The following is a 22,419-nucleotide window of genomic DNA, read 5'->3' on the forward strand; positions in this document are numbered from 1 at the left end:
AAAACACGAAAGGACGGCCGCCCCGCCGGAATTCTCCGGCGGGGCGGCCGTCCTCATTCGGGCCGCTCTCCCTTACTCAGGCACTCACTCGCCGAGCAGGTAGCGGATGTGCTTGACCAGCTCGCCGATGTCCTCGCGCAGCAGGCTGTAGTGGTCGGCGTCGAGGTCGATGACCGTCGGCGGCTCGGCCGAGTAGCCGCTGCTGTTCTCCAGGAACGAGTAGTCGTCGCCCACGGCCTTGAAGATGCTGATCGGCGCCTGGAGCGTGCGCTCGGCCAGCTCGTGGAAGCTGTACTCGAATTCGTAGGTCTGGCCCACGACCGAGATGATCCGGCGGGCCAGCTCGACGTCGATCCCCTTGAGTTCGCTGATGAACTCGGCGAAGGACGCCTCGTCCGTCACCGTCTCCAGGCACCGGTCCAGGTCCGGACCGGAAATCGTGCCGGTGAAGACGGAGAAGAGGATCGTGGTGTAGCCGCGGTTGGCGAAGGACGCCTCACGGCCCCACACCTTGCCGTTCTCGGCGCGCACCTTCGGGGAGCCCGGGGCGATCAGGAAGAGGTTGTCCACCTTCTCGCCCGCCTGCTCCAGCTGGTAGGCCGTCTCGAAGGCGACACGGGCACCGAAGGAGTAGCCCCACAGGGTGTAGGGGCCGGCCGGCTGGATCTCCTTGAGGGCCTCGATGTCCTTCTTGGCCATCTCGGTGATGGTCTCGTACGGGGTCTCGCCCTCGTTGATGCCGTAGGACTGGACGCCGTAGAACGAGCGGCCGAGGCCGATCTCGCCGGCCAGGCTGCGCAGGTTCATCGGGTAGCCGCCCAGACCCGGCCAGCAGATCACGGGCCGGGCCTTGCCGGTCTCCGCGTGCAGGCGGACGAAGCGCGAGGACTCCTGGGCGACCTCGCGCTCCAGGCGGCGGGCCAGCTTCTCGATGGTCGGGGACTCCAGGACGCTCTGCAGCGGCAGGGAGACACCCAGGCGGGAGTTGAGCTCGCGCACCAGGCCGACGGCGATCAGCGAGTTGCCGCCCGACTCGAAGAAGTCGTCCTGGACGGAGGCGTTCTCGCGGCGCAGGGCCTTCTCCCAGACGCCCGCGATCTCCTTCTCCGTCTCCGTGCGCGGGGCGACGAAGGGGCGCTCCACGAGCTCGGCGTTGACCTGGTCGGAGGCGGCGAGCGCCTTGACGTCGATCTTGCCGTTGGCGGACAGCGGCAGCCGCTCGAAGACCACGACCCGGTTGGGGATCATGTAGTCCGGCAGGAAGCTGACGAGGTCGTCGCGGATGAGCTCGGCCGGACCGCGCATGTGGACGCTGTCCTCACGCATGCCCTCGTGGCTGACCTGCTCGTCGCTGATGCGGCCGCCGACGAAGAAGTACATCGGACCGCTCTCGACGCCGTTCGCGGCCAGGACCGCGTCCATGCGGCGCGAGGCCGGCAGCGGGTTGCCCGTCTTGGAGCTGTAGCCGGAGGACATGAAGCCCAGGTTCAGCCCGTTCATCATCAGGTGCTGGAGCTTCTTGCCGAGGGTGACGTACTTCAGCCACTCCTCCTCGGCGCGGCTGTAGACGCTGATGCCGAAGCTGGCGGCCTGGTACACCGACTGGTTGATCGCGATGACGTGCTTCTTGAGGACGATGTCGTCCGAGAAGCGGGTCAGCTCGCCGTTCTCGTAGCGGTACTGGCCCTCGGGCAGGCCGGCGATCTTGTTGCCGTGCGTCTGGACGTAGACCTCGGCGTGGTCCTCGCGCGGGCCCGCGTGCGGGACCAGCTCGAAGGTGCCCAGGTAGTAGTCCTCCTCGGCGACGTCGAGCAGGTCCTTGACGGCCGGCTCGTAGGCGCGGTCGTGGATGTCCAGGCCGTAGGCCGGCAGGATCTGCTCGAAGAGGCCGACCATGTGGCCGGTCTCGATCTCCAGGACCTCGACGATGTTGTTCTTGTAGACCGGCTCGATGCCGCTCTTCTTGCCGATGAAGTGGATCTGCGCCGTCGGCTTGCCGGTGGCCTCGCGCTCGCTGATGAGCACGAGCTGGTGGCGGACCGGCTGGTAGTAGTAGTAGCCCGGCTTGAGACCGCCGACGCCCTCCAGCTCGAAGTACATCTGCGTCGCGTACAGCGCGCCCGGGGAGGCGTAGCCGTACTTCGGCAGCAGGCGCTCCTCGCTGATGTACTGGCCGAACCAGCGCAGGATCTGGCCGAGCTCGGCGGGGGCCAGGTCGGCCGCCTTGCGCGAGTAGCCGGCGGTGACCGTGGCGCCGAGCAGGCCGAGGAGGTCGGCCTGGGTGACGGGGCCGCCCTCGTAGAAGCGGTACGTCTTGCGGGCGAAGACGCGGGCGCGCTGCTCGGGGGTGGGCTCGGAGCCCTCCAGGTCGAAGGCCGGGCGGGCGGCCAGCTCGGCGTCGTCGCGCAGGCCCGGGTTGGACAGCTGCGCCTTGACCTGGAGCTTGCTCTTCTTCGACGCGTGGTGGGAGCCGTGGTTGCCCTGGTCCATCAGGGCGGCTTCCTTCTCGCTGAGCTCGATGCAGGCGATCAGGTTCTGGAAGCCGGTGCGGCCGTCATTCTTGACGATGACGGCGGCGTTGCGGACCCAGTCGTGGTTCTCGATCGCCAGGGAGATCTCGTCGAGCTCGACGCGGTAGCCGCGCAGCTTGACCTGGTTGTCGGCGCGGCCGGCGAACTGCACCGTGCCGTCGGCGTTCCACTGGCCGAGGTCGCCCGTCTTGTACAGGCGGACGGGCTCGGCGCCCTCCTCCAGCTCGATCTCCAGGAAGCGCTCGGCGGTCAGGTCCTCGCGGTGCAGGTAGCCGCGGGCCAGCTGGATGCCGCCGATGTACAGCTCGCCTATCTCCCCCACGCCGACCGGCTTGAGGGTCTCCTTGTCGAGGATGTGGTACGTGGTGCCGTGCACCGGGGAGCCGATGGAGATGGACTGCGGTCCCTCGTCCAGGTCGGCGGGGTCCACGGGGAACGAGGACGAGTTGATCGTCGTCTCGGTCGGCCCGTAGACGTTGATGAGCGCCCGGCCGGGCATCTCCTGCGTGGTCTGGATCGCCAGCAGCCGGGAAAGGGCCTCGCCACCGCTGAAGATCTGCTGGAGGGAGACGCACTCGGGGAACTTCTCGGTGTCGAGCAGGCCCTGGAGCAGGGTCGGGACGCACTGGAGGGTGGTCACGTTGTGCTTGACGATGGTCTCGATGAGGCCCTCGGGGTCGGCGTAGACGCCGGGGGCGCCCATGACGACGGTGGCGCCGTTGGCCGGGGAGAGGATCTCCCACTGGGCGGCGTCGAAGCTCATCGGGGTCTTCTGCAGGATCACCTTGCTGCGGTCGATCGCGTAGGTCTCGCGCAGCCAGCCGAGCTGGTTGACGATGCTGCGGTGCTCGATCATCACACCCTTCGGCTTGCCCGTGCTGCCGGAGGTGTAGATGACGTACGCGAGGGTGTCCGGGCGGGCGCCGCCGGCGGCCGGGGCCTCCCGGCCCTCCGGGCGGACGAAGGCCTCGGACTCGCGCAGGGTCACGATGGTGACGTCCTGCGGGGCGAGTTCGCGCAGGCGCGAGACCAGGCGCTGCTGCGCCAGGATGATCTTCGCCTGGCTGTTCTCGATCATGTAGCGGAGCCGGTCCTCGGGGTACTCCGGGGACAGCGGCAGGTAGGCGGCGCCGGCATTGAGGATGCCCCAGGCGCCGACCATGAGGTCGATGGACGGCTCGACGAACAGGCCCACGCAGTCGTCCGCGGAGACACCGAGGTGCTCCAGGTAGTCGGCCAGGGCCGAGCTTCTGGACGCGAGCTCGCGGAAGGTGAGCTTGTCGTCCCGGTAGGCGACCGCGATCGCGTCGGGGTGCTCGGCCACACGCTGAGCGAGCAGGCCGGGCAACGTGTTGGTCCCCTGCAGGGTGGGCTCGAGCACGCTGGTCTCCTGAAGAGTCATTTCCCGCTTCCTAACGTTCCGTTGTGGAGCACGGGCGCGGTCAGCGCCCCGGCTGCCGGGCTCCCGGTGCGGGCGAGCCCGGCGGACGACGCCTCACCGCGAAGCGTGGGGGGTGGCGTCCGCACGGGGCGGACGCCGCTTCGAACGCGGTGGGTGCCGGTGGCCGGGCTGCAGCCCGGCCGGGAAGTACCGAAGAACTGAGGGGCGCAAGGGCAAAGCCTCACCACCCGGAAAGACCGGAACGGCGCGGTGCGTGCGGCCGCCTCCCCCTTCGGACGGACGGGCCCCGTGGGACCCGTCCGCCCGGGCGATCACCGGCTCTGCAGGAGCCGGGTTACTGATCCGTTCTCGAACACCGCGCGCGAGGCGCCCGCGATGAGCGGGGCGATGGACAGGACGGTGACCTTGTCCAGTCCGAGGGCCCCGGGCACCGGCAGGGTGTCCGTGAACACGAACTCGCTGACCCGCGAGTTCTTGAGGCGGTCCGCCGCGGGGCCGGAAAGCACCCCGTGCGTGGCCGCCACGATGACGTCCCTCGCCCCCTGGGCGAAGAGGGCGTCGGCGGCGGCACAGATCGTGCCGCCGGTGTCGATCATGTCGTCGACCAGGACGCAGACCCGGTCGTGCACGTCGCCGACCACCTCGTGGGCGGTGACCTGGTGGGCCACGTCCTTGTCGCGCCGCTTGTGGACGATGGCCAGCGGAGCGCCGAGGCGGTCGCACCAGCCGTCGGCCACGCGCACGCGGCCGGCGTCGGGCGAGACCACGGTCAGGGCCTCGCGGTCCACCTTGGAGCCGATGTAGTCCGCGAGGACCGGCATGGCGAACAGGTGGTCCACCGGGCCGTCGAAGAATCCCTGGATCTGGTCCGCGTGCAGATCGATCGTCAGGATCCGGTCGGCGCCGGCGGTCTTGAGCAGGTCCGCCACCAGGCGGGCCGAGATGGGTTCCCGGCCGCTGTGCTTGCGGTCCTGTCGCGCGTATCCGTAGAAGGGCAGGATGACCGTGACGCTGCGCGCCGAGGCCCGCTTCAGCGCGTCGATCATGATGAGCTGTTCCATGATCGACTTGTTGATGGGGGCCGTGTGGCTCTGGACCACGAAGCAGTCCGCGCCGCGCACGGAGGCGTGGTAGCGGATGTAGATCTCGCCGTTGGCGAAGTCGATCGCCTTCGTCTCGACCAGCTCCGTGCCCAGCTCCGCCGCGATGGCCTCGGCCAGCTCGGGGTGCGCGCGCCCCGAGAAGAGCAGCATCTTCCCGGAGTCGCTCACGCGGCGCTCTCGAGCGTCGGGTAGTCGGTGTAACCGGTGTGGTCACCACCGTAGAACTTGCTCTGGTCGGCCTCGGCCAGAGCGGCGCCGGTGCGGATGCGCTCCGGCAGGTCCGGGTTGGCGATGAAGGACGACCCGAAGGCCACGGCGCAGGCGACGCCGGCCTCGAGCGCCGCCTCGGCGATCTCGCCGCTGACCGGGACGCCGTTCTCCGGGTGCGGGCACAGCACGATGGTGCCGGTCCACTGCGCGCGCAGGGCCGCGATGTGGTCGCGGTTGCCGCCCTCGAGGATGTGCAGGAAGGCGATGGGCGGCAGGGCCGCGACGAGCGCCTCGTAGATGGCGTGCGTGTCGCCCTCGACGATGTCGTTGTACGGGTTCGACGGGGAGATGCGCACGCCGACGCGGTCGGCGCCGATGCGCTCGGAGACCGCCTCGATCACCTCGATCGCGAAGCGGATGCGGTTCTCGACGGAGCCACCGTACTGGTCGGTGCGCTGGTTGGTGTTCTCCGCCAGGAACTGGTGGAGCAGGAAGCCGTTGCCCGCGTGGATCTCCACGCCGTCGAAGCCGGCCTCGATGGCGAGCTCGGCGGCGTCCGCGTGCTCCTTGACGACCTCGGCGATCTCCTCGACCGTCAGGGCGCGCGGCTCGGGGTAGTCCAGCGGGCCCTCGGGGCCGTAGGCCTGGCCGGCCGCGGTGACGGCGGACGGGGCGACGGACTGGTGGCCGCTCGGGTAGAGCGAGGGGTGGCCGATGCGGCCGCAGTGCATGAGCTGCGCGACGATCAGACCGCCGTTCGCGTGCACGGCCTCGGTGACCGGCTTCCAGGACTCGGCCTGCTCCTGGGTGTGCAGACCCGGGCTGTTGCCGAAGCCCTGACCGGTGACCGAGGGCTGGACGCCCTCGGTGATGATCAGACCGGCGCCCGCGCGCTGGCCGTAGTAGGTGGCCATCAGGTCGGTGGCGAGGCCATCGGCGGTGGCCCGGTTGCGGGACATGGGCGCCATGACGACCCGGTTGCGCAGGGCCAGCTTGCCCAGGGTGACCGGCGCCAGCAGCTTCTCGGACATGTGTGTGTCTCTCCAGACTGAGTTCAACGCGTGGTGCGGTGGTGGTTCGTACGGGCGGGTCAGCGCCCGGCGCGCTCGGCGAGGTGCGCGGCGTGCGCCACGGCCAGCCGGCCCGCCGCCTCGGCGCAGGAGGCGAGGACGGCCATGTTGGCCTTGGCGCTGCGGCCGTCGGTGGCGGCGTCGACGGCGCGCATCAGGTACTTGGTGATGGCCTGGCCGGAGACCCCGTCGCGGGTGGCCTCGGCGACCGCGGCCCGGATGGCCGTGTCCACCTCGGCGGAGTCGATGGCGTCCTCCTCCCGGACCGGGGTGGTGATCAGGAAGGAGCTGTTGTTGCCGAGCGCCCAGTGGGCCTCGACGGCGCGGGCGATGACCTGTTCGTCGTCCAGGCGGTGGGGCGCCTTGTGGCCGCTCGTACGGCAGTAGAACGCGGGGAAGTCGTCCGAGCGGTAGGCGACGACGGGGACGCACTGCGTCTCCAGGTACTCCAGGGTCAGCCCGAGGTCGAGGATCATCTTGGCGCCGGCGCAGACCACGGCGACCTTGGACCGGGTGAACTGGATCAGGTCCGAGGAGACGTCCCAGGTCTCCTGGGCGCCGCGGTGCACGCCGCCGATGCCGGCGGAGGAGAAGAAGGGGATCCCCGCGAGCTCGGCCGCCACGACGGAGGAGGCCACCGTGGTGGCGCCCAGGCCGCCCTGCGCCAGGATGACGGGCAGGTCCCGGCTGGACACCTTGGGGATGTCCGGGAGGGAGGCGAAGCGCTCGATGTCGGCGTCCGACATGCCGACGCGGATCTCGCCGGCCTCGATGCAGATCGTCGCCGGGACGGCGCCCCCGGCCCGTACCGCGTCCTCCACCTTGCGGGCGGTGGCCGCGTTGTCCGGGTAGGGCAGGCCGTGGGTGATGACGTTGCTCTCGAGGGCGACGACGGCCTTGCCCTCGTGGAGGGCCTCGCGGACTTCCTCGGTGTAGACGACGGGGATGCCGCTGCTTGCGCTCATCGGGTCTCTCTCAACTCTCGTTCAGGTAGCCGGGTCGCTTGACCAGCAGATCCGGGCGGGCCGCTATCTCGGAGAGGACCTGGGACTCCCAGTCCTCCGGGCCGACCGGCTCCAGGGAGATCGAGACGGCGTCCTCGCCGGTGGCGAAGGTCTTCGTCACGGCGGCGGTGACCGCCTCGTCGATCGCCTTGAGCTGCTCGGCCGTGAAGTCCCGCGGGTAGTGCCAGATGTGGATGTGGGGCACCGCTGGGTCCTCTCGCGAGTCGTTCGTGCAGGGGGGGTTGGTGGCACACCGCGGACGGGGGAGGCCGCGGTGTGCCACCACCACTCCCCGCCCGCCTCGGGGGCGGGGGCGGGCGGGGAGTCTCGGGCGGGGTCCCGGCTTACGCCTGGACGGATTCCCGCGAGGTCTGTGGGACCGGCTCTGCTTGGGGCTTGGGCTTGCCCTTGCGCGGCTGGGCCAGGATCACGGACGCGACCACGGTCAGGGCTCCGAGGAGCTGGATCGGCGAGAGCGACTGGTCGAGGACGAAGTAGCCCAGCAGCGTGGCCGCCAGGGGCGAGGCGAAGCTCAGGAACGACACCGCCAGCGCGGGCAGCCGGGCCACACCGCGGAACCAGATCGCGTAGGCGAACAGGGCGCCGACGAGGCCGAGGTAGGCGAAGCCCAGCAGGTTCTTGCCGGTGATCTCGCTCGGCAGGCCCTCGCCGATCAGTGCGATCGGGAGCAGGACCAGGCCGCCGACGGTGAGCTGCCAGCCGGTGAAGGGCAGCAGGCCCACGCCTTCGGGACGTCCCCAGCGCTTGGTCAGCACGATGCCGGAGGCCATGCTGAGCGCGCCCAGCAGACCGGCGATGACACCGGTGGCGTTGAGCCCGGCGTTGGGCTGGAGGACCAGCAGGGCCACGCCGGCCGCGCCGAGGGCGCAGGAGATCAGGTGGATCGCCTTGATCTTGTCCTTCAGCAGGGCGGCACCGAGCAGGAGCACGATCATCGGCTGGATGGACATCACCAGCGCCGCGACGCCGCCCGGCAGGTGGTAGGCGGCCACGAAGAGCAGGTAGAAGAAGGCGCCGATGTTCAGCACGCCGAGCACCAGGGCGCGCCACCACCAGATGCCCTTGGGCAGCGTCCGGCCGATGGCCACGAGGATCAGGCCGGCGGGAAGGGCACGGAGCAGGGAGGCCAGCAGCGGCCGGCCCTGCGGCAGCAGCTCCGTGGTGACCAGGTACGTGGACCCCCAGATGGCCGGCGCGAGGGCCGTCAGCGCGGAGTCGACAACGGTACGGCTGCTCTTCATCAGGCGACTGCCGAGTCGGTGGTTCCGAAGTAGCGGTCGCCGAAGTCGCCGATGCCCGGGATCATGAACGCGTTCTCGTTGAGGCGCTGCTCGATCGAGGACGTGACGATCTTGACGAGCGGGTACGCGGCGTGGACGGCCTCGATGCCCTCGGGGGAGGCGAGGAAGTTGACGAAGACGATGTTCCCCTCCTGCACGCCGGAGTCGAGGAGGACCTCGATGGCGGCCTTGGCGCTGCCGCCGGTGGCGAGCATCGGCTCCAGGAGCAGGACGTGCCGGTCGGCGATGTCCTCGGGGAAGTTCTTGTAGTACAGGTGCGGGAGCTTGGTGGTCTTGTCCCGCTGGATGAGCAGCTTGCCGACGGTGATGTCGGGGATGACCTGGCGCAGCTCGTCGAGCATCGAGTCGCCGGCCCGGACCACGGGCACGGCGCACAGCTGGGGGCCGAGTCTCAGGCCCTCGTACGTCTCTCCGACCGGCGTGATGGCCTCGTGCTGGTCGAACGGCAGCTGGTTGAGCGCCGATTCGAGCAGGAGGCGGATGATGCGCCGGGAGTAGAACACGAAGTCCGCGCGGGAGGCTCTGCGGTCACGGATGATCGTGTGCATGGCGCGGAGCTGGTTGGTCTGCGGCAGCGGGTGGACATTGTGGTGGCCGGTCGCCATGAGAAACCTGCTTCTCGTCGGTCGTGGAGACGTGCTGCGGCCGGGCCCGGGGCCCCGCGGGGCCCCGGGAACCGCAACCGTGTGGTCGGGTGCCGGGATCAGCCGTTGGCGATCTCGGCGAAGGCCTTCCGCGACTCGGCCACGAACTTCGCGACCTTGGCGCGGTCCTTGCGGCGGTCGTCGCCCTCCAGGAGGCTGTGGGCGTCGACGGCGGCGGGCTTGACGAAGCGGATCGCGTCGGCGACGTTCTCCGGGCTCAGGCCGCCCGCCATCATCAGGGGCTTGGGGGAACGGCGCACGAGCTCGGCGCTGACGTTCCAGTCGTGGGTGAGGCCGGTGGCGCCCTTGGCACCGGTGGCCGGGTTGAAGGTGTCGGTGATGAACATGTCCACGAACTCGGCGACCTCGTCGACGAACTGGAGGAGCTCCTCGGCGTTGTCCTCCTTCACGACCAGGCTCTTGAGCACGTAGAGGTCGGGGCGGTCGGCCTTGAGCTTGCGCAGCTGCTCCGGCTCGACGTCGCCGTGGAGCTGGACGGCCTTGACGCCCAGCTGCGTGGTGAACGCGCTGATCTCGTCGGCGTCCACCATGTAGCTGATGAGGACGCCCTCCTGGGGAGCCGTCAGGCCGGCGATGATCTCCGTGGCCGCGGCCTCGGAGATGTCGTCCTTGCCCGACGGGAGGCGGAGCGGGAAGCCGAACCAGTCGACGCCCTCCTCGGCCAGCATCTTGGCCTCCTCGGCGTCGATGATGCCGGCGACCTGCACCAGGTCCTTCACGTCACTCATGTGTGTTCCTTTGCGGAATGATCTGATGAATCAAACAGTTTGATGAATCAAACAGACTTGCGAGAGGCCGAGTGGACGTGTCCCGGTTTGACGGACTTCGGTACACGTCACGGGATGCTCACGAAAAGCCTCGTTGGTACCCATCTGTTGGTCAACGGGATCTATGTCAGATCCCGGTCAACCTTCTTCATTTCCCGGTCAGTTGTGGCCGAGACCCGCTCCGTCCCCGGCTCCCGGGCGAGTAGGCACTCCTCCAGGAAGGCCATGACCCGCAGGTGGTAGGAGCGGGAGGCCCAGCCCAGACTGGTGTTGTGTCCAGCATGGGGCTGGATGACCAGTTCTGTGGAGGCCCCGGTCAGCGGACTCAGCAGTTCCTCCAGCGCCGCGCCGTCATACCTCCACCACAGCTCCTGTTCGGCGAAGGTGAAGCGCACCGGGGCCCGTACGCCGGCGGCCACGGCGGGGTACATGTGCGGCCACAGCGGGGTCTCGCGGGCCTCCTCGGCGGGAACCGGGCACACCAGGCCGGTGCAGGCCCGGAAGGCCTCCGGCGGGTAGAAGCGCAGCGCGCCCCAGTGCCGGCGCCACTGGCCGGGGAAGTCCGTCCCGGGCAACTGCCCTGGCTCCACGGCGAAATGGCGCCCGACACCGCACAGGTCCACGCCCAGCGGCGCGGTCCGGCCCCGGGCGGCGGCCGCCGCGGACAGCGCGAGGCGGCCGCCATTGGAGTGCGCCACGAGGAAGAAGCCCGCGCCGGTCTCGTGCCCCCGGGCGTACCCGTCGAGGGCGGCGAGCAGGACGCCGGTCTGCCCGGCGAGGTCCAGCCCCCGGGGCAGCGGGTCCGCGGAGGCCCCGTAGCCGGGCCGGTCCAGGGCGAGGACGGCGAAGCCCAGCGAGGCGCCGAGCTCCAGCAGGGAGAAGCCGGGCCGCACCCGGCTGTCGAAGTAGCCCGCCCTCATCCCCGCCCCGTGCAGCGCCACCACCACGGCCCGCGGCACGGGGTCCGCGGGCAGCGCGAGCAGCCCGGACAGCGGGATCCCGTCCGCGTCGAGGACGACGGGCCGCACGGCGGTCATCCGCCGCTCACAGGCGGACGCCCGCGAGCTCGGGCAGCCGGACGCCGGAGTCCCACACCACGCGGAACGAGACGTGGCTCAGCCGCCAGCCGTCCGCCGTGCGCACGGCACGGGCCTCGGTGTGCCCGCCCACGTCGAAGTGGGCGGCCGGACCCGCGCCGGCGTGGTGGACGTGGGTGGTCACCTGCTGGGCCCGGACGACGGCCCGGTCTCCGTCGAGGGTGATGGAGTGGTTGGCGCTCACGTGGTGCGTGCGCGCCCACCGGCCCCGGGCCTCGCGCTGGAGGGCGGCGAAGGCCTCGACGCCCGTGCACACGCCGATCGGGAAGGCGAAGGTGGCGCCCTCGGTGAACAGCGTGGCGAACCGGGCCTCGTCCGGGCCGGTCCCGTCGAAGGTGTCCAGGGCGGTGACGTAGCGGTCGAACAGCTCCCGCAGCTCGGCGCGGTCGCGCAGGATCCGTATCTGGTCGCGCAGCTCCGCGATGTCGTCGTAGGTCGGTGGCATGGCCCTCTCCTGTGGGCGGACTCACGGGATACCGCGGTCTGGAGCGTCCGCCCGCGAACTCCTTGACCGGGCCGGCGACGGGGCCGGCCGTCCACGAGGGCCGCGGGGGGCCACGGCCCCGGGTGGTGTCCTGTCGGACCGGGCCGGATCCGGCCGGGCGCGGGTGGCGCGGCCGGATCGCGGCCGGATCAGGCCGGGCGCGTCCCGGCGGGGTTCTCCCGCCAGGTGCGCGCGCCGTGGAAGGCCCGGGGCTGCTGTGGGCAGCGCCAGCCCGCCAGGGTGGGCCCGCAGCCGGCCGTGCCGCCGTGCTGGCCCTCGTACGCCGCCGCCCGGGCCAGGACGACGGCGGTGAGCGCCGCCAGTTCCTCGGCGTCGGGCCGCCCCTTGACCACGTGGATGAGGCGGCCGGCCTCCGGATGCGTGTCCATGGACTGCTCCTCGTCTCGTGACCTCCCGCCGGCCTTCGGCGCGGCGGGTCTGACGTGCGTGCGGCGGGGATGGGGCGGGCCGGTCAGACCGTGGTGGTGCTCAGCTCGTCGACGGCCTGCGCCAGCCGCTCCGGCGTGTGCGTGCTGTGGACGCGGGCCCCCGGCAGGATGCGGCGGACCAGACCGCCGAGCACCCGGCCGGGGCCCACCTCCACGAACCGGTCCGCGCCCGAGGCGGCGAGCGTCTCCACCGCCCCGGTCCAGCGCACCGGGGTGGTGAGCTGGCAGCGCAGGGCGACCACGGCCTCGGCGGCCGTCGTCACCCACCCGCCGGTGACACCGGAGACCAGGGGTACGGCCGGGTCGCGGAACTCGGTCGCGATCAGCGTCTCGGTGAACTCCGCCTCGGCCTCGCCGAGCAGGCTGGAGTGGAACGGACCGCCGGTCCGCAGCCATTCCACCCGCGCCCCGGCCGCCCGGGCCTCCTGCGTCACCCGGGCCACCGCCTCGGCCTGCCCGGACACCACGGTCTGCCGGGGCTCGTTGTCCCCGGCCACCTCCACGACCTGGCCGGTGGCCGCCCGGGTCTCGGCGCACAGGCGCGTCAGGTCGGGGCGGCTCAGGCCGATGACCGCGGCCGTGGCGCTGCCGACCCGGTCCCCGACGGTCGCCACCAGTTCGCTGCGCAGCCGGACCAGCCACAGCGCCTCGGTCCACTCCAGGGCGCCCGCGGCCACCAGCGCCGCGTACTCGCCCAGGCTGTGGCCGGCCACCGCGTCCGGCTCCAGGCCCCGGCCGCGCAGCACCTCCAGTACGGCCATGCTGGTCAGGAAGGCGGCCGGCTGCGCGACCGTCGGGTCCTCCAGGTCCCGGGGGGACCCGTCGACGCACAGCCGGGACAGCGGGAAGCCGAGGAGGTCGTCGGCGGTGCGGTAGTAGGTGTCGGCGAGGTCCGGCCGCAGGGCGATCAGCTCCTTGCCCATACCGGCGCATTCGGAGCCCTGGCCCGGGAAGAGGAAGGCGGTGCGGGTCATCCGGTCACGTCCTTACTTGCGGTTCAACTGGCGAGGACCGTGTCGTTCGGTCCGGGGGCGGCGGCGCCGCACACGGTGTTGCCTGCGGCCAGCCAGGTGTCGGGCACCCACCTGACGTTGACGACCTTCGGGGGCTGTCCCTTGACCGCCACCGCGGCGGCGTGGGTGGTGTCCGCGGGAACGCCGACCATGGTCCAGCCCTCGGGGTGCCGGTCCAGTTCGGTGCCCAGGTAGTCCTCGGCGGGCGAGCGGCTCAACCCTGTCCCAAGCCCCTTGAGAAACGCTTCCTTGCGGGTCCAGATCTGCCCGAAGAGGTGCCGGCGCGTCTCCGCGGACCCGGCCTCGGCTATCTCGATCTGCTCGTCGGGGTGCAGCGCCTTGGAGCAGATGTCCACCGTCTCGGCGCCGGGGAGTTTCTCCACGTCAACGCCGAGCGGAACCGTTCCGACACCGACCATGGCCACTCCCCCGCTGTGCGAGAGCGAGTAGTGCAGGGGCGGCGGCGGGGGTGACAGCGCCGGGCGGCCGTGCGCCTCGCCGCAGCCGGGGCAGGGCTCGCGCATGAAGCGGACGTCCTGGGGCAGAGTGGCCGTGTAACGTCCGAGCAGCCGGCGCACGGCGACGTGCGCGGCGGCGTAGAGCATGCCGTCCGAGCGGCGGATGAAGGCGTCGGCGCGCTTGCGCTCCTCCGCGTCGAGTTCGCCGACCGCGAGGGCGTCGGCGTCCGGACCGGTCGGGCGGCGGATCAGCCAGAGGTCGACCCGGTCGGCGGAGAGGGTGAAGTCGGGCCGGTCCAGGCCCTGGTGGTTCACCACCGGGCGGGCGGCCGGCAGCAGAGCGGTAGTCGTCATGCCGGCACCGCTGCCCCGTGCAGGTGGGCCTCGGGGCCGAGCTGACCGGCGAGGCAGTCGATGAGCTCCTGGGCGCTGTTGGCGAGCAGCAGCCGCTGGAGGTTGACGTCGACTCCGAGCGTGGCTTCCATCCGGTACTGGAGTTCGATGCCGGAGATCGAGCCGATGCCGAGGCAGCCCATGGGGCGGCCCGTGGTGTCGACGAGGTGCGGTTCGATGCCGAGGATGCGCCCGAGCTCCTCGCGCACGTACTGCTCGAGGATCCGCGTGCGCTCGCGCAGGCCGGCGGTGGCCAGGACGGCCATGTCGGGCCGGGTCATGTGGACCAGGCCGTTGTCTGTTTCGTATGTCTGTGACATGTGAAGTGTGGTCATGATGCTTTCCTGGTCGAGGTGGGCACCGCGGGAGGGAGAGGGAGCTCCGGCGGTTCTCGGGACGGGTCGGTCGATGGGTGGGCGAGGCCGGCGAGGGCGACGCCCGCGCCGCCCAGGCCGACGGCGGTGACCAGCCAGAGCGCCGCGCTCCGGCCGGAGGCCGCGTACAGCGCGGACGTCAGCGCCGGGGTGAGCGCCGCGCCGAGCTGCACGGAGGTCTGGTAGAGCCCGCCGGCCGCCGCCTGGAGGCCGGAGGGGAGGGAGCCGGTCGCCTGGAGGTGCAGCGCCGTGAAGGCGAGCACGAAGGCGAGGCCGACGAGGGACATGGAGGGCAACAGTTCGACATACCGTGCCCCGCCCGCGCCGGAGCGCGGGTAGAGCGCGTATCCGGCCGGGGCGGCGAGCGCGCCGGCGGCCACGGCCCGCGCCGGCCCCAGCCGGGAGGCGATCCGCCCCGAGTGCAGGGCGGTCAGGGCCAGGGGCGCGCCGGCGGGCAGGAACCCGAGGGCCGTCTCCCACGAACTCCAGCCGCCGCGCCGCAGATCGAGCGCGGCCACCAGCAGGAAGCTCACGTACGAGCCGTTGAGCGCGGCCGCCCCCAGCGCCGAGCGCACCAGCGGCCCGTGCCCCAGCAGCGCGGTGTTCACGAGCGGCCGCGCGGAGGCCCGTTCGGCCCGTACGCAGACCAGCGCCGCCGCCGCGGCCGCGAGGGCGCCGCCCCACCACCGGCGGGCCAGGGCCTCCACCAGCCACAGCACGGCCGAGGTCAACGCGCCCCCGGCCACCACGGCGTGCCACCGCGCCCCGCCGCCGCCCGCCGGGGCGGGCTCCCGCGGAACGACCCGCAGCGCGACGGCGAACAGGGCCAGCGCGACGGGCGCCGGGAAGGCCAGGGTCCAGCGCCAGCCGGCCGCCCCGGTGAGCAGCCCGGACAGCAGCAGCCCGGAACAGAACCCGGCGGCCCCGAACAGCGTGTACACCGACACGGCCCGCCGCCGCGCCTCCCGTCCGGAGACGGAGGCCACGATGATGGCGAGCCCGGTGGGCGCGGTCAGCGCGACGCAGAAACCTTTCACCACCCGGGTGGCGACGAGCAGGTCCAGCCGGTCGGTCAGCGCGCCGCCGAGCGAGGCGGCGGCGAAGAGGAGCAGCGCGAGGAGGAAGACCCGCCGCCGCCCGAACCACTCCACCAGCCGCCCGCCGAGCAGCACCGACCCGGCGAACCCGGCGGCGAAGCCGGTGACGATCCACTGCACCCGGGTGACGGAAGACCCCAGCCCGCTGCCGACGGCCGGCAGCGCCACCAGGGTCGCGGACACCTCCAGGGCGTCCACCAACATGTTCGCGGCAAGCACGGCCACCAGAGCCCAACGGGCCCCGGCCCGGGCGCCGGAGGCAATGCTCATCGGGGAGTACACACTCGCATTCGAAAGAAGGGGGCGGGGCCGCCCGGGGAGGGATCCCCGGCCGGCCCCGCCCACCGCCGGCGTGGCGGCGTGGGATACACACGCCGACGGAGTCGAAGGGGACACGGTGTCCGCTGCGGGGCGGGGAGGAGCACCGCGCAGCGGCGGCGTCAGCCCAGCAGCGTGCCACCCGTGGCATCCACGAACGACCCGGTGATCCAGCGGGCCTCGTCGGTGGCGAGGAACGCCACCACGTCCGCGACGTCCTCAGGCTCACCGATCCGCCCGAACGCCGACAGCCCCGCCATCTGCTCCACCGCCTCGGGGATGTCGAACACCGGGTTCCCGTTCCGGGTGATCCCCGGCGCGACCGAGTTGATGGTGATCCGGCGCGGCCCGAGCGCCTTCGCGAAGTGCAGCGCGAGCTGTTCCAGCGCGCCCTTGCTCATCGCGTACGCGATCTCGTCCGGGTTGGCGAACCGCGTCAGGCCGGACGAGATGTTGATGATCCGGCCGCCGTCCGGCATGTTCCGCAACGCCCGCTGGATCAGGAAGAACGGCGCCTTCGCGTTGACGGCGAAGATCCGGTCGAACTGCTCCGGCGTGACCTCGTCCGCCGAGACCCCGCCCATCACCCCGGCGTTGTTCACCAGGATGTGCAGGTCGGTGGAGCCGGTCCGCTCCCGCAGGTCCTCCTCCAGCACGGCGAACAGGCCGTCCACGTCACCGTCGACACCCAGCTCTCCCCGTACCGCGAAGGCCCGCCCGCCGTCCTTCTCCACCGAGGTGACGACCTCACGCGCCGCCGCCTCGTCCCGGTGGTAGTGGACGGCGACGAGCGCGCCCTCCTGGGCGAGCCGGATCGCGGCCGCCCGGCCCATGCCCCGGCTCGACCCGGTGACCAGCGCGGTCCGGCCGGTGAGCCGCTCCGCGCCGACGCCCCGCCGGACCCCGGCGAGGGCCTGCGGCGCGGCGGCCGTACGGGCCGGCTCCGAAGCGGGGACGGCGGCGACGGCCGGAGCGCGGGATTCCCGCACCCCCGCGCCCCCGCCCGCACCGGTGCCCCCGGCTCCGAACCACCGCGCGAGCGCCTCGTCCAGCGCCCCCGCCTCCGGCCCGTCGGCCCAGACCACGTACCCGTCGGGCCGCACGAGCACCGCACCCTCAGGCACATCAGCCACACCGGACGCACCCGCCCCGCCGGTCACCGACACCGCCGGCACGACCCGGACCCGGTCGCCCCAGGCCCCCGCAGTCTGCGCGAGCTCCGCCCGCCGCGCCTCCTCGCCCGGCGGCAGGAGCAGCAGCCCCCGCCCCGGCCGCAGCAGCCCCAGCGTGGTGGTGCTCCCCTCGGCGGTGGTGACCTCCCAGGCCGGCACGCGCGAGCCGGCCGGGCCGTGGCCGTCCTCCCCCACGTCGTGGCGGACGGACAGCCCCGAGACCAGCCCCGCCAGGTGCGTCCGTACGTTCTCACTGGCGCTCAGCTCCGCGAACACCTCCCGCACCGCGTCCACTTCGGGCCCCCCGAGCAGCAGCAGCGCCTGGGTCCTGACGTTGCTCTGGACGGCCTGCCCGACCGCGTGCCGCTCCACGTGGTACGTGTCCAGCAGCGCGTCGGTGCCGTGCCCGGCGATCCGGGCGCCCAGCTTCCAGCCGAGGTTGAAGGCGTCCTGCAGCCCGAGGTTGAGGGCCTGGCCGCCGATCGGCATCTGCTGGTGCGCCGCGTCCCCGGCGAGCAGCAGCCGGCCCCGCCGGTACTCGGAGGCCTGCCGGGAGGCGTCGCCGAACGAGTTCACCCACAGCGGGGTGCCGCCGCCGATGTCCTCGCCGGTGATGCGCTTCCAGCTGTCGGCGACCTCCTCGAACGAGGGCTGCCCGGGCCGGGGCCGCGCCCCGAACTCGTGCACCATCACCCGGGTCACCCCGTCGGGCCGGCGGGCGGCGATGACGAGACCGCCCTCCCGGCGCTCGAAGCGGCGGTTCGGGATGTCGATGCCGGCGACGTCCGCGCGCAGCAGCTCGCGTTCGGCGTCGGTGCCGGGGAAGTCGAAGCCGCCCAGCCGGCGGACGGCGCTGTTCTCGCCGTCGCAGCCGACGACGTACGCGGCCCGCAGGGACAGCGTTCCGCCCTCGGTGCGCACGGTGGCGACCACGCCGTCCCGCGTCTGGGACAGTCCGGTCAGCTCGTGGCCGCGCCGGATGTCCGCGCCCAGGTCGGCGGCCCATTCCCCGAGGACTTCCTCCAGGCGGGTCTGGGCCACCTTCCACTGCCCCGGGTAGGGGCCGGGCAGGCCGAGGTCGAGGGGGATGCCCCCGAAGTGTCCGGCGCTGTCGTGCGGTACCTCGCCGATCGGCTCCAGCAGGCCTCGGCTGTCGAGGATCTCCATGGTGCGGGCGTGCAGGGTGGACGCCCGCGATTCGGAGGTGGGGGCGGTGAGCGTGTCGAGCACCACCACGTCCGTGCCCGCCAGCCGGAGTTCTCCGGCGAGCAGCAGTCCGACGGGGCCCGCGCCGACCACGATCACCTGGCTCTCGGTGAGGTCCTGATCGATGGCCATGGGCGTACTCCCTTTCTGTGGGCGGGGTGGGGGCGGAAGAGGTGGTGGCGCAGGCCCGGAGCCGCGGCCCTCGCGGAGGTGCCGCGGCTCCGGCCGGTCCGGGCGGCTCAGGCGTCGACCGTGACCTTGAGGCTCGCGTTGACGGCCTCGACGAGCGAGCGCGGGGTGGTGTGGTCGGCGAAGATGTCGTCGTCCAGCGTGATGTCGAACTCGCGCTCGATCCGGCTGCCGGTCTCGAGCAGCGCCAGCGACTCGTAGCCCAGCGACTCGAAGTCGGTGTCGAGGATGTCGCCGTCGAGGTCGATCTCCTCGTCGGCTCCGGCGCCGTCCAGGAGGATGCGCTTGAGGTCGGCGAAGGTGAATTCCTGCTTGGACACGTGGGGTCCCTTCATCGGTGTACCGCACCGGTGTTTCCGGCTGCGGGAGTTCGGTGCGGGGCATGGGGAGCGCCCGTTCCCGCCCGGGGAAGGGGGCGGGGACGGGCGCGGGCCGGGAGGACGGGGCCGCTCAGTCGAGCGCGCGCAGCACCACCGCGGAGTTGAAGCCGCCGCGGCCGCGCGCGAGGACGAGCGCGGTGCGCACCGACGCCGTCCGCGGCCGGAGGGCCACCAGGTCGATGTCGTACGCGGGCGAGAGCTCCACGTTGGTGGTCGGCGGGATCAGTCCCTCCCGCATGGAGAGGACCGCGGAGACCACGTCGACGGGGGCTCCGCCCGCCCCGATCCGGCCGGTCGTCGTCTTGGGCGCGGTGACCGGCACGCCGAGCGGGCCGAAGACCGCGGTGATGGCCTCGGCCTCCTCCCGGTCGAGCCGCGGCACGCCCGCCCCGTCGGCGAAGACCACGTCGACCTCGGCCGGATGGCAGCCGGCGTCGGCGAGCGCCGTCAGGGCGGCCCGGCGCAGACCGGGTTCGCGGCCGCTGCCGGGCCGGGGGTCGAGCGTGGCACCGTATCCGGCGAACTCGGCGTAGGCGTCCCGTGCCCCGCGGGCGACCGCGCCCTCCTCGTCCTCCAGGATGATCAGCGCGCCGCCCTCGCCCGGGACGTAGCCGCGGGCGGCCTCGTCGAAGGGCAGGTAGGCCCGTTCGGGTTCGTCGCTGGTGGACAGGTCGCCCCCGGCGAGGTGCGCGGCCCAGCCGAGCGAGCAGATCGGGGCGTCGAAGCCGCCGGCGGCGATCAGCCGGCTGCCCTTGCGCAGCCGGCGCCGCGCCTGGGCGAGGGCGTCGAGCCCGCCGGCCTGGTCGCCGACGAGGACCCCGGTGGGCCCGCGCAGGTCGTTGCGGACGGCGATCTGGCCGGTGTTCACCGCGTAGAACCAGGCGAACGACTGGTACGCGCTGACGTGCTTGGGCCCCTGGCTCCAGAACTTGCGCAGTTCCTTCTCGCCGAACTCGGCGCCCCCGGAGCCGGCCGCGGTGACCACGCCCATGTCGCAGGGGTGGAGGTCCCCCGGGTCCAGGCCCGCGTCCTCGAACGCGCAGTCCGTGGCGACGAGGGCGAGCTGCGTCACCCGGTCGGTCTGGGGGACGAGCCGGCCCGGGAGGTGCTGGGCGGGCTCGAAGCCGTGGATCTCCCCGGCCAGGCGCGCGGGGTAGGAGGAGGCGTCGAAGCGGGTGACGGGACCGATGGCGTTCTTGCCGATCCGGGTCGCCGCCCAGAAGTCCTCCACCCCCAGGCCGCTGGGGGCGGCCACGCCGATGCCCGTGACCAGGGTTCGGGCGCTCATGCGGTCCTCCTGTCGGGCCGGGCCAGCACCATCGCGCTCTGGAACCCGCCGAACCCGCTGCTGACCGTGAGGACGGCATCGGTGCGGTGCTCCCGCGCGACGAGCGGGACGTAGTCGAGGTCGCACTGGGGGTCCCGGGTGCGCAGGTTCGCGGTCGGCGGCACGAGGTGGTGGCGCATCGCGAGGACGGACGCGGCGATCTCGATGGAGCCGACGGAACCCAGCGAGTGCCCGATCATCGACTTGACCGAGCTCACCGGGGTGCGGTGGGCGTACGGGCCGAGCGCCAGCTTGTAGGCGGCCGTCTCGTGGGCGTCGTTCTGCCGGGTGCCGGAGCCGTGGGCGTTGACGTAGTCGAGGTCGGACGGGTTCAGGTGCGCCTCGTCGAGCGCCACCGTGATGGCCTCGGCCAGTTCGCGGCCGTCGGGACGCAGTCCCGTCATGTGGAAGGCGCTGGAACGGGAGGCGTGGCCGGCGACCTCCGCGTAGACGGTCGCGCCGCGGCGGCGGGCCGCCTCCAGTTCCTCCAGGACGAACACGGCGGCGCCCTCGCCGAGGACGAAGCCCCGGCGGGTGGCGTCGAAGGGCCGGGAGGCCCGCGCCGGATCGTCGTTGAGGCTGGTCGTCGCCTTGACCGCGTCGAAGCACGCCAGGGTGAGGGGCGTGATCGGGGCGTCGGTGGCGCCGGTGACCATGACGTCGGCGCTGCCCTCGCGGATGAGGTCGACGGCGTGCGCCACCGAGTCGATGCCGGAGGTGCAGCCGGTGGAGACCACCGTGGCGGGGCCTTCGGCGCCGACGGCCCAGGCCACTTCGGTGGCGAAGGAGCCGGGCACGAAGTGGTCGTAGAGGTCGGCGGGGGCGCGCATGTGGTCCACCGCCGCGAGCCGGCCGTGGTCGGTGGCCGTCCGGTAGGCCTTGTCGAGGCTGGAGACCGCGCCCACGCCGGTGCCGATGCTGACGCCGGTGCGGTAGGGGTCGAGCGCGGCGAAGTCGAGGCCGCTGTCGGCGACCGCCTCGCGCGCCGCGACCACGCCGAACTGGGCGGCGCGGTCCATGCGGCGGATCTCCTCGTCGGTCAGCCCGTGGAGCTCCGGCAGGAAGTCGGCCTCGGCCGCCACCCGGGAGCGGAAGGGGGAGGCGTCGAAGTGGGTGATCTCGCGCGTGGCCGTGCGCCCCGAGCTCAGCAGTTCCCAGAACTCCCGGACACCGATGCCGCCCGGCGCCAGCACCCCGATGCCCGTGATGACTACCCGGCGGCCCACGGTCGGTGCCCTCCCGTCATCTCTGCGGTCGCGGACATCACTCCGTCGCCGTCCAGTCGTAGAAGCGGGTCGCCATCGCGTCGGCCGGGGAGCGCCAGGTCTCCGGGTCGTACGGCTGGATGAAGGGCTGGAGGTCGTAGCTGATGCGCATGAACCGCGGGTCGTTGCGGGACTGCTCGATGCGCTCGCCGCCGTCGTCCTCGGCGAAGTCCTGGAGGTGGAAGTAGAGCCCGTTGTACGAGAACAGGCGCCGGCGGAGCGTGCCCATGCGCTCCGGCATGTCGGTGCGGTCGAACTCGGCGAAGATCTTGGCCACCTCGGCGCTCGAATGGACGTCCATCCGCGCCACGATCAGGTTGCTGTGCATTGTTTCCACTCTCTCCGGGAATCGGCGGGGTCGGCGGGCCGGCGGTCAGCGGGAGGCCGGGCCGTACAGGCGGATGAAGTCGTCTACTCCGTCGGCGATGAGCGCGTCCTCCTCCGCGCGCCCGAGCGGCAGCGCGCCGTGGAAGGAGCGCTGCACGACGGACGAGGGGACCAGCAGGATGAAGCGCTCCGCGGCCTGGTCGGCGTCGGCGATGTCGAGCAGGCCGCGGGCGGCGACCTGCTGGAGGCGGCGGGCCAGTTCGCGCCGGGCCTGGCGGGGGCCGGTGGCCTGCCACTTGTCGACGGCCTGGGCGGGCAGGTGGGTGACCTCGGCGCTGATGTGCCGGACGATCGCGAAGTGTTCGCGGAAGGCCTCCAGCGGCGCCAGCCAGGCCCGGCCGAGCGCGATCAGGTCCTCGCGGAGGTCGTGGATCTCGGCGAGGTAGCTCTCGGCGACGGCCGCGAGGGAGGCGGCGACGGAGGCGGAGCTGTCCAGGAGGACGCCCAGCAGCAGTTGCTCGTGGTCGGGGAAGTGCCGGCCGACGGCGGCCGTCGGGAGCCCGGCCTCGGCGGCGGTGGCCTCGGCGGTGCAGTGCCTCCAGCCCTCGCGGGCGAGGACGGTCCGGGCCGCCCGGACGATGTCGCTTCGCTCCCCGTCGGGGCCGGCCTGGCCGGCTCCGGGCCCTGCGGGGGCGCGCTCGATCGTTGCTTGCGGCGTTGCCATGTGTGGTTCCTCCGGTTGACGTGCTCGTCCGGCCGTCGGATGCGTCGGCCTCAGGGGGTGCCGGTCGCCGGG

21 protein-coding genes are annotated in these 22,419 nt (G+C 72.4%); all 21 read right to left on the minus strand.

Going from position 1 to position 22,419, the window contains the following annotated elements; translation table 11 throughout:
* Positions 1-84: 84 nt before the first annotated feature.
* Positions 85-3,933, minus strand: a complete 3,849-nt coding sequence (locus B4U46_RS35435; protein ID WP_079432348.1) for an amino acid adenylation domain-containing protein — start codon at positions 3,931-3,933, stop codon at positions 85-87.
* A 311-nt stretch (positions 3,934-4,244) separates the two neighbouring features.
* Positions 4,245-5,186, minus strand: a complete 942-nt coding sequence (locus tag B4U46_RS35440; protein ID WP_079432413.1) for a ribose-phosphate diphosphokinase — start codon at positions 5,184-5,186, stop codon at positions 4,245-4,247.
* Between the two features lie 14 nt (positions 5,187-5,200).
* Positions 5,201-6,277: an alkene reductase gene (locus B4U46_RS35445; protein WP_079432349.1), complete on the minus strand. Its 1,077-nt coding sequence runs from the start codon at positions 6,275-6,277 to the stop codon at positions 5,201-5,203.
* 59 nt (positions 6,278-6,336) lie between these two features.
* Complete coding sequence (locus B4U46_RS35450; protein ID WP_079432350.1) at positions 6,337-7,281, minus strand: pseudouridine-5'-phosphate glycosidase; 945 nt, start codon at positions 7,279-7,281, stop codon at positions 6,337-6,339.
* A 10-nt stretch (positions 7,282-7,291) separates the two neighbouring features.
* Complete coding sequence (locus B4U46_RS35455; RefSeq protein WP_079432351.1) at positions 7,292-7,525, minus strand: tautomerase family protein; 234 nt, start codon at positions 7,523-7,525, stop codon at positions 7,292-7,294.
* 139 nt (positions 7,526-7,664) lie between these two features.
* On the minus strand, positions 7,665-8,582 hold the full coding sequence (locus tag B4U46_RS35460; RefSeq protein ID WP_079432352.1) for an EamA family transporter: 918 nt from the start codon (positions 8,580-8,582) through the stop codon (positions 7,665-7,667).
* Entirely contained in the window at positions 8,582-9,247 is a 666-nt protein-coding gene (gene upp / locus B4U46_RS35465; RefSeq protein ID WP_079432353.1) for a uracil phosphoribosyltransferase, read from the minus strand. The genes B4U46_RS35460 and upp overlap by 1 nt, the downstream gene beginning before the upstream one ends.
* 98 nt (positions 9,248-9,345) lie before the next feature.
* A complete protein-coding gene (locus tag B4U46_RS35470) occupies positions 9,346-10,026 on the minus strand; it encodes a phosphoribosylanthranilate isomerase (protein ID WP_079432414.1) in 681 nt (226 codons plus the stop codon).
* A gap of 170 nt (positions 10,027-10,196) precedes the next feature.
* Complete coding sequence (locus B4U46_RS35475) at positions 10,197-11,111, minus strand: alpha/beta hydrolase (protein ID WP_079432354.1); 915 nt, start codon at positions 11,109-11,111, stop codon at positions 10,197-10,199.
* A 7-nt stretch (positions 11,112-11,118) separates the two neighbouring features.
* Positions 11,119-11,616, minus strand: a complete 498-nt coding sequence (locus B4U46_RS35480; RefSeq protein WP_079432355.1) for a nuclear transport factor 2 family protein — start codon at positions 11,614-11,616, stop codon at positions 11,119-11,121.
* Positions 11,617-11,804: 188 nt separating this feature from the next.
* The gene (locus B4U46_RS35485; RefSeq protein ID WP_045946973.1) at positions 11,805-12,044 is read right to left on the minus strand and encodes an acyl-CoA carboxylase subunit epsilon; all 240 of its coding nucleotides are present in this window, start codon (positions 12,042-12,044) and stop codon (positions 11,805-11,807) included.
* 83 nt (positions 12,045-12,127) lie between these two features.
* Positions 12,128-13,078 (minus strand): ACP S-malonyltransferase, encoded by a 951-nt coding sequence (locus tag B4U46_RS35490; protein ID WP_079432356.1) that lies wholly within the window; start codon positions 13,076-13,078, stop codon positions 12,128-12,130.
* A 23-nt stretch (positions 13,079-13,101) separates the two neighbouring features.
* Complete coding sequence (locus tag B4U46_RS35495; RefSeq protein WP_079432357.1) at positions 13,102-13,929, minus strand: 4'-phosphopantetheinyl transferase family protein; 828 nt, start codon at positions 13,927-13,929, stop codon at positions 13,102-13,104.
* On the minus strand, positions 13,926-14,303 hold the full coding sequence (locus B4U46_RS35500) for an acyl carrier protein (protein WP_123996004.1): 378 nt from the start codon (positions 14,301-14,303) through the stop codon (positions 13,926-13,928). Before B4U46_RS35500 ends, B4U46_RS35495 begins: the two co-directional genes overlap by 4 nt.
* Complete coding sequence (locus B4U46_RS35505; RefSeq protein ID WP_079432359.1) at positions 14,300-15,709, minus strand: MFS transporter; 1,410 nt, start codon at positions 15,707-15,709, stop codon at positions 14,300-14,302. The genes B4U46_RS35500 and B4U46_RS35505 overlap by 4 nt, the downstream gene beginning before the upstream one ends.
* A 170-nt stretch (positions 15,710-15,879) precedes the next feature.
* Positions 15,880-18,267 (minus strand): SDR family oxidoreductase, encoded by a 2,388-nt coding sequence (locus B4U46_RS35510; RefSeq protein ID WP_079432360.1) that lies wholly within the window; start codon positions 18,265-18,267, stop codon positions 15,880-15,882.
* Between the two features lie 107 nt (positions 18,268-18,374).
* Entirely contained in the window at positions 18,375-18,644 is a 270-nt protein-coding gene (locus B4U46_RS35515) for an acyl carrier protein (RefSeq protein ID WP_079432415.1), read from the minus strand.
* A gap of 130 nt (positions 18,645-18,774) precedes the next feature.
* Positions 18,775-19,992, minus strand: a complete 1,218-nt coding sequence (locus B4U46_RS35520) for a ketosynthase chain-length factor (RefSeq protein ID WP_079432361.1) — start codon at positions 19,990-19,992, stop codon at positions 18,775-18,777.
* Complete coding sequence (locus tag B4U46_RS35525; protein WP_079432362.1) at positions 19,989-21,257, minus strand: beta-ketoacyl-[acyl-carrier-protein] synthase family protein; 1,269 nt, start codon at positions 21,255-21,257, stop codon at positions 19,989-19,991. Before B4U46_RS35525 ends, B4U46_RS35520 begins: the two co-directional genes overlap by 4 nt.
* A gap of 37 nt (positions 21,258-21,294) precedes the next feature.
* On the minus strand, positions 21,295-21,624 hold the full coding sequence (locus B4U46_RS35530; protein ID WP_079432363.1) for a TcmI family type II polyketide cyclase: 330 nt from the start codon (positions 21,622-21,624) through the stop codon (positions 21,295-21,297).
* Positions 21,625-21,669: 45 nt separating this feature from the next.
* Complete coding sequence (locus B4U46_RS35535) at positions 21,670-22,347, minus strand: TetR/AcrR family transcriptional regulator C-terminal domain-containing protein (RefSeq protein ID WP_079432364.1); 678 nt, start codon at positions 22,345-22,347, stop codon at positions 21,670-21,672.
* Positions 22,348-22,419 lie beyond the last annotated feature (72 nt).

It is taken from the genome of Streptomyces katrae (assembly GCF_002028425.1).
GTDB classification, from domain to species: Bacteria; Actinomycetota; Actinomycetes; order Streptomycetales; family Streptomycetaceae; genus Streptomyces; species Streptomyces katrae_A.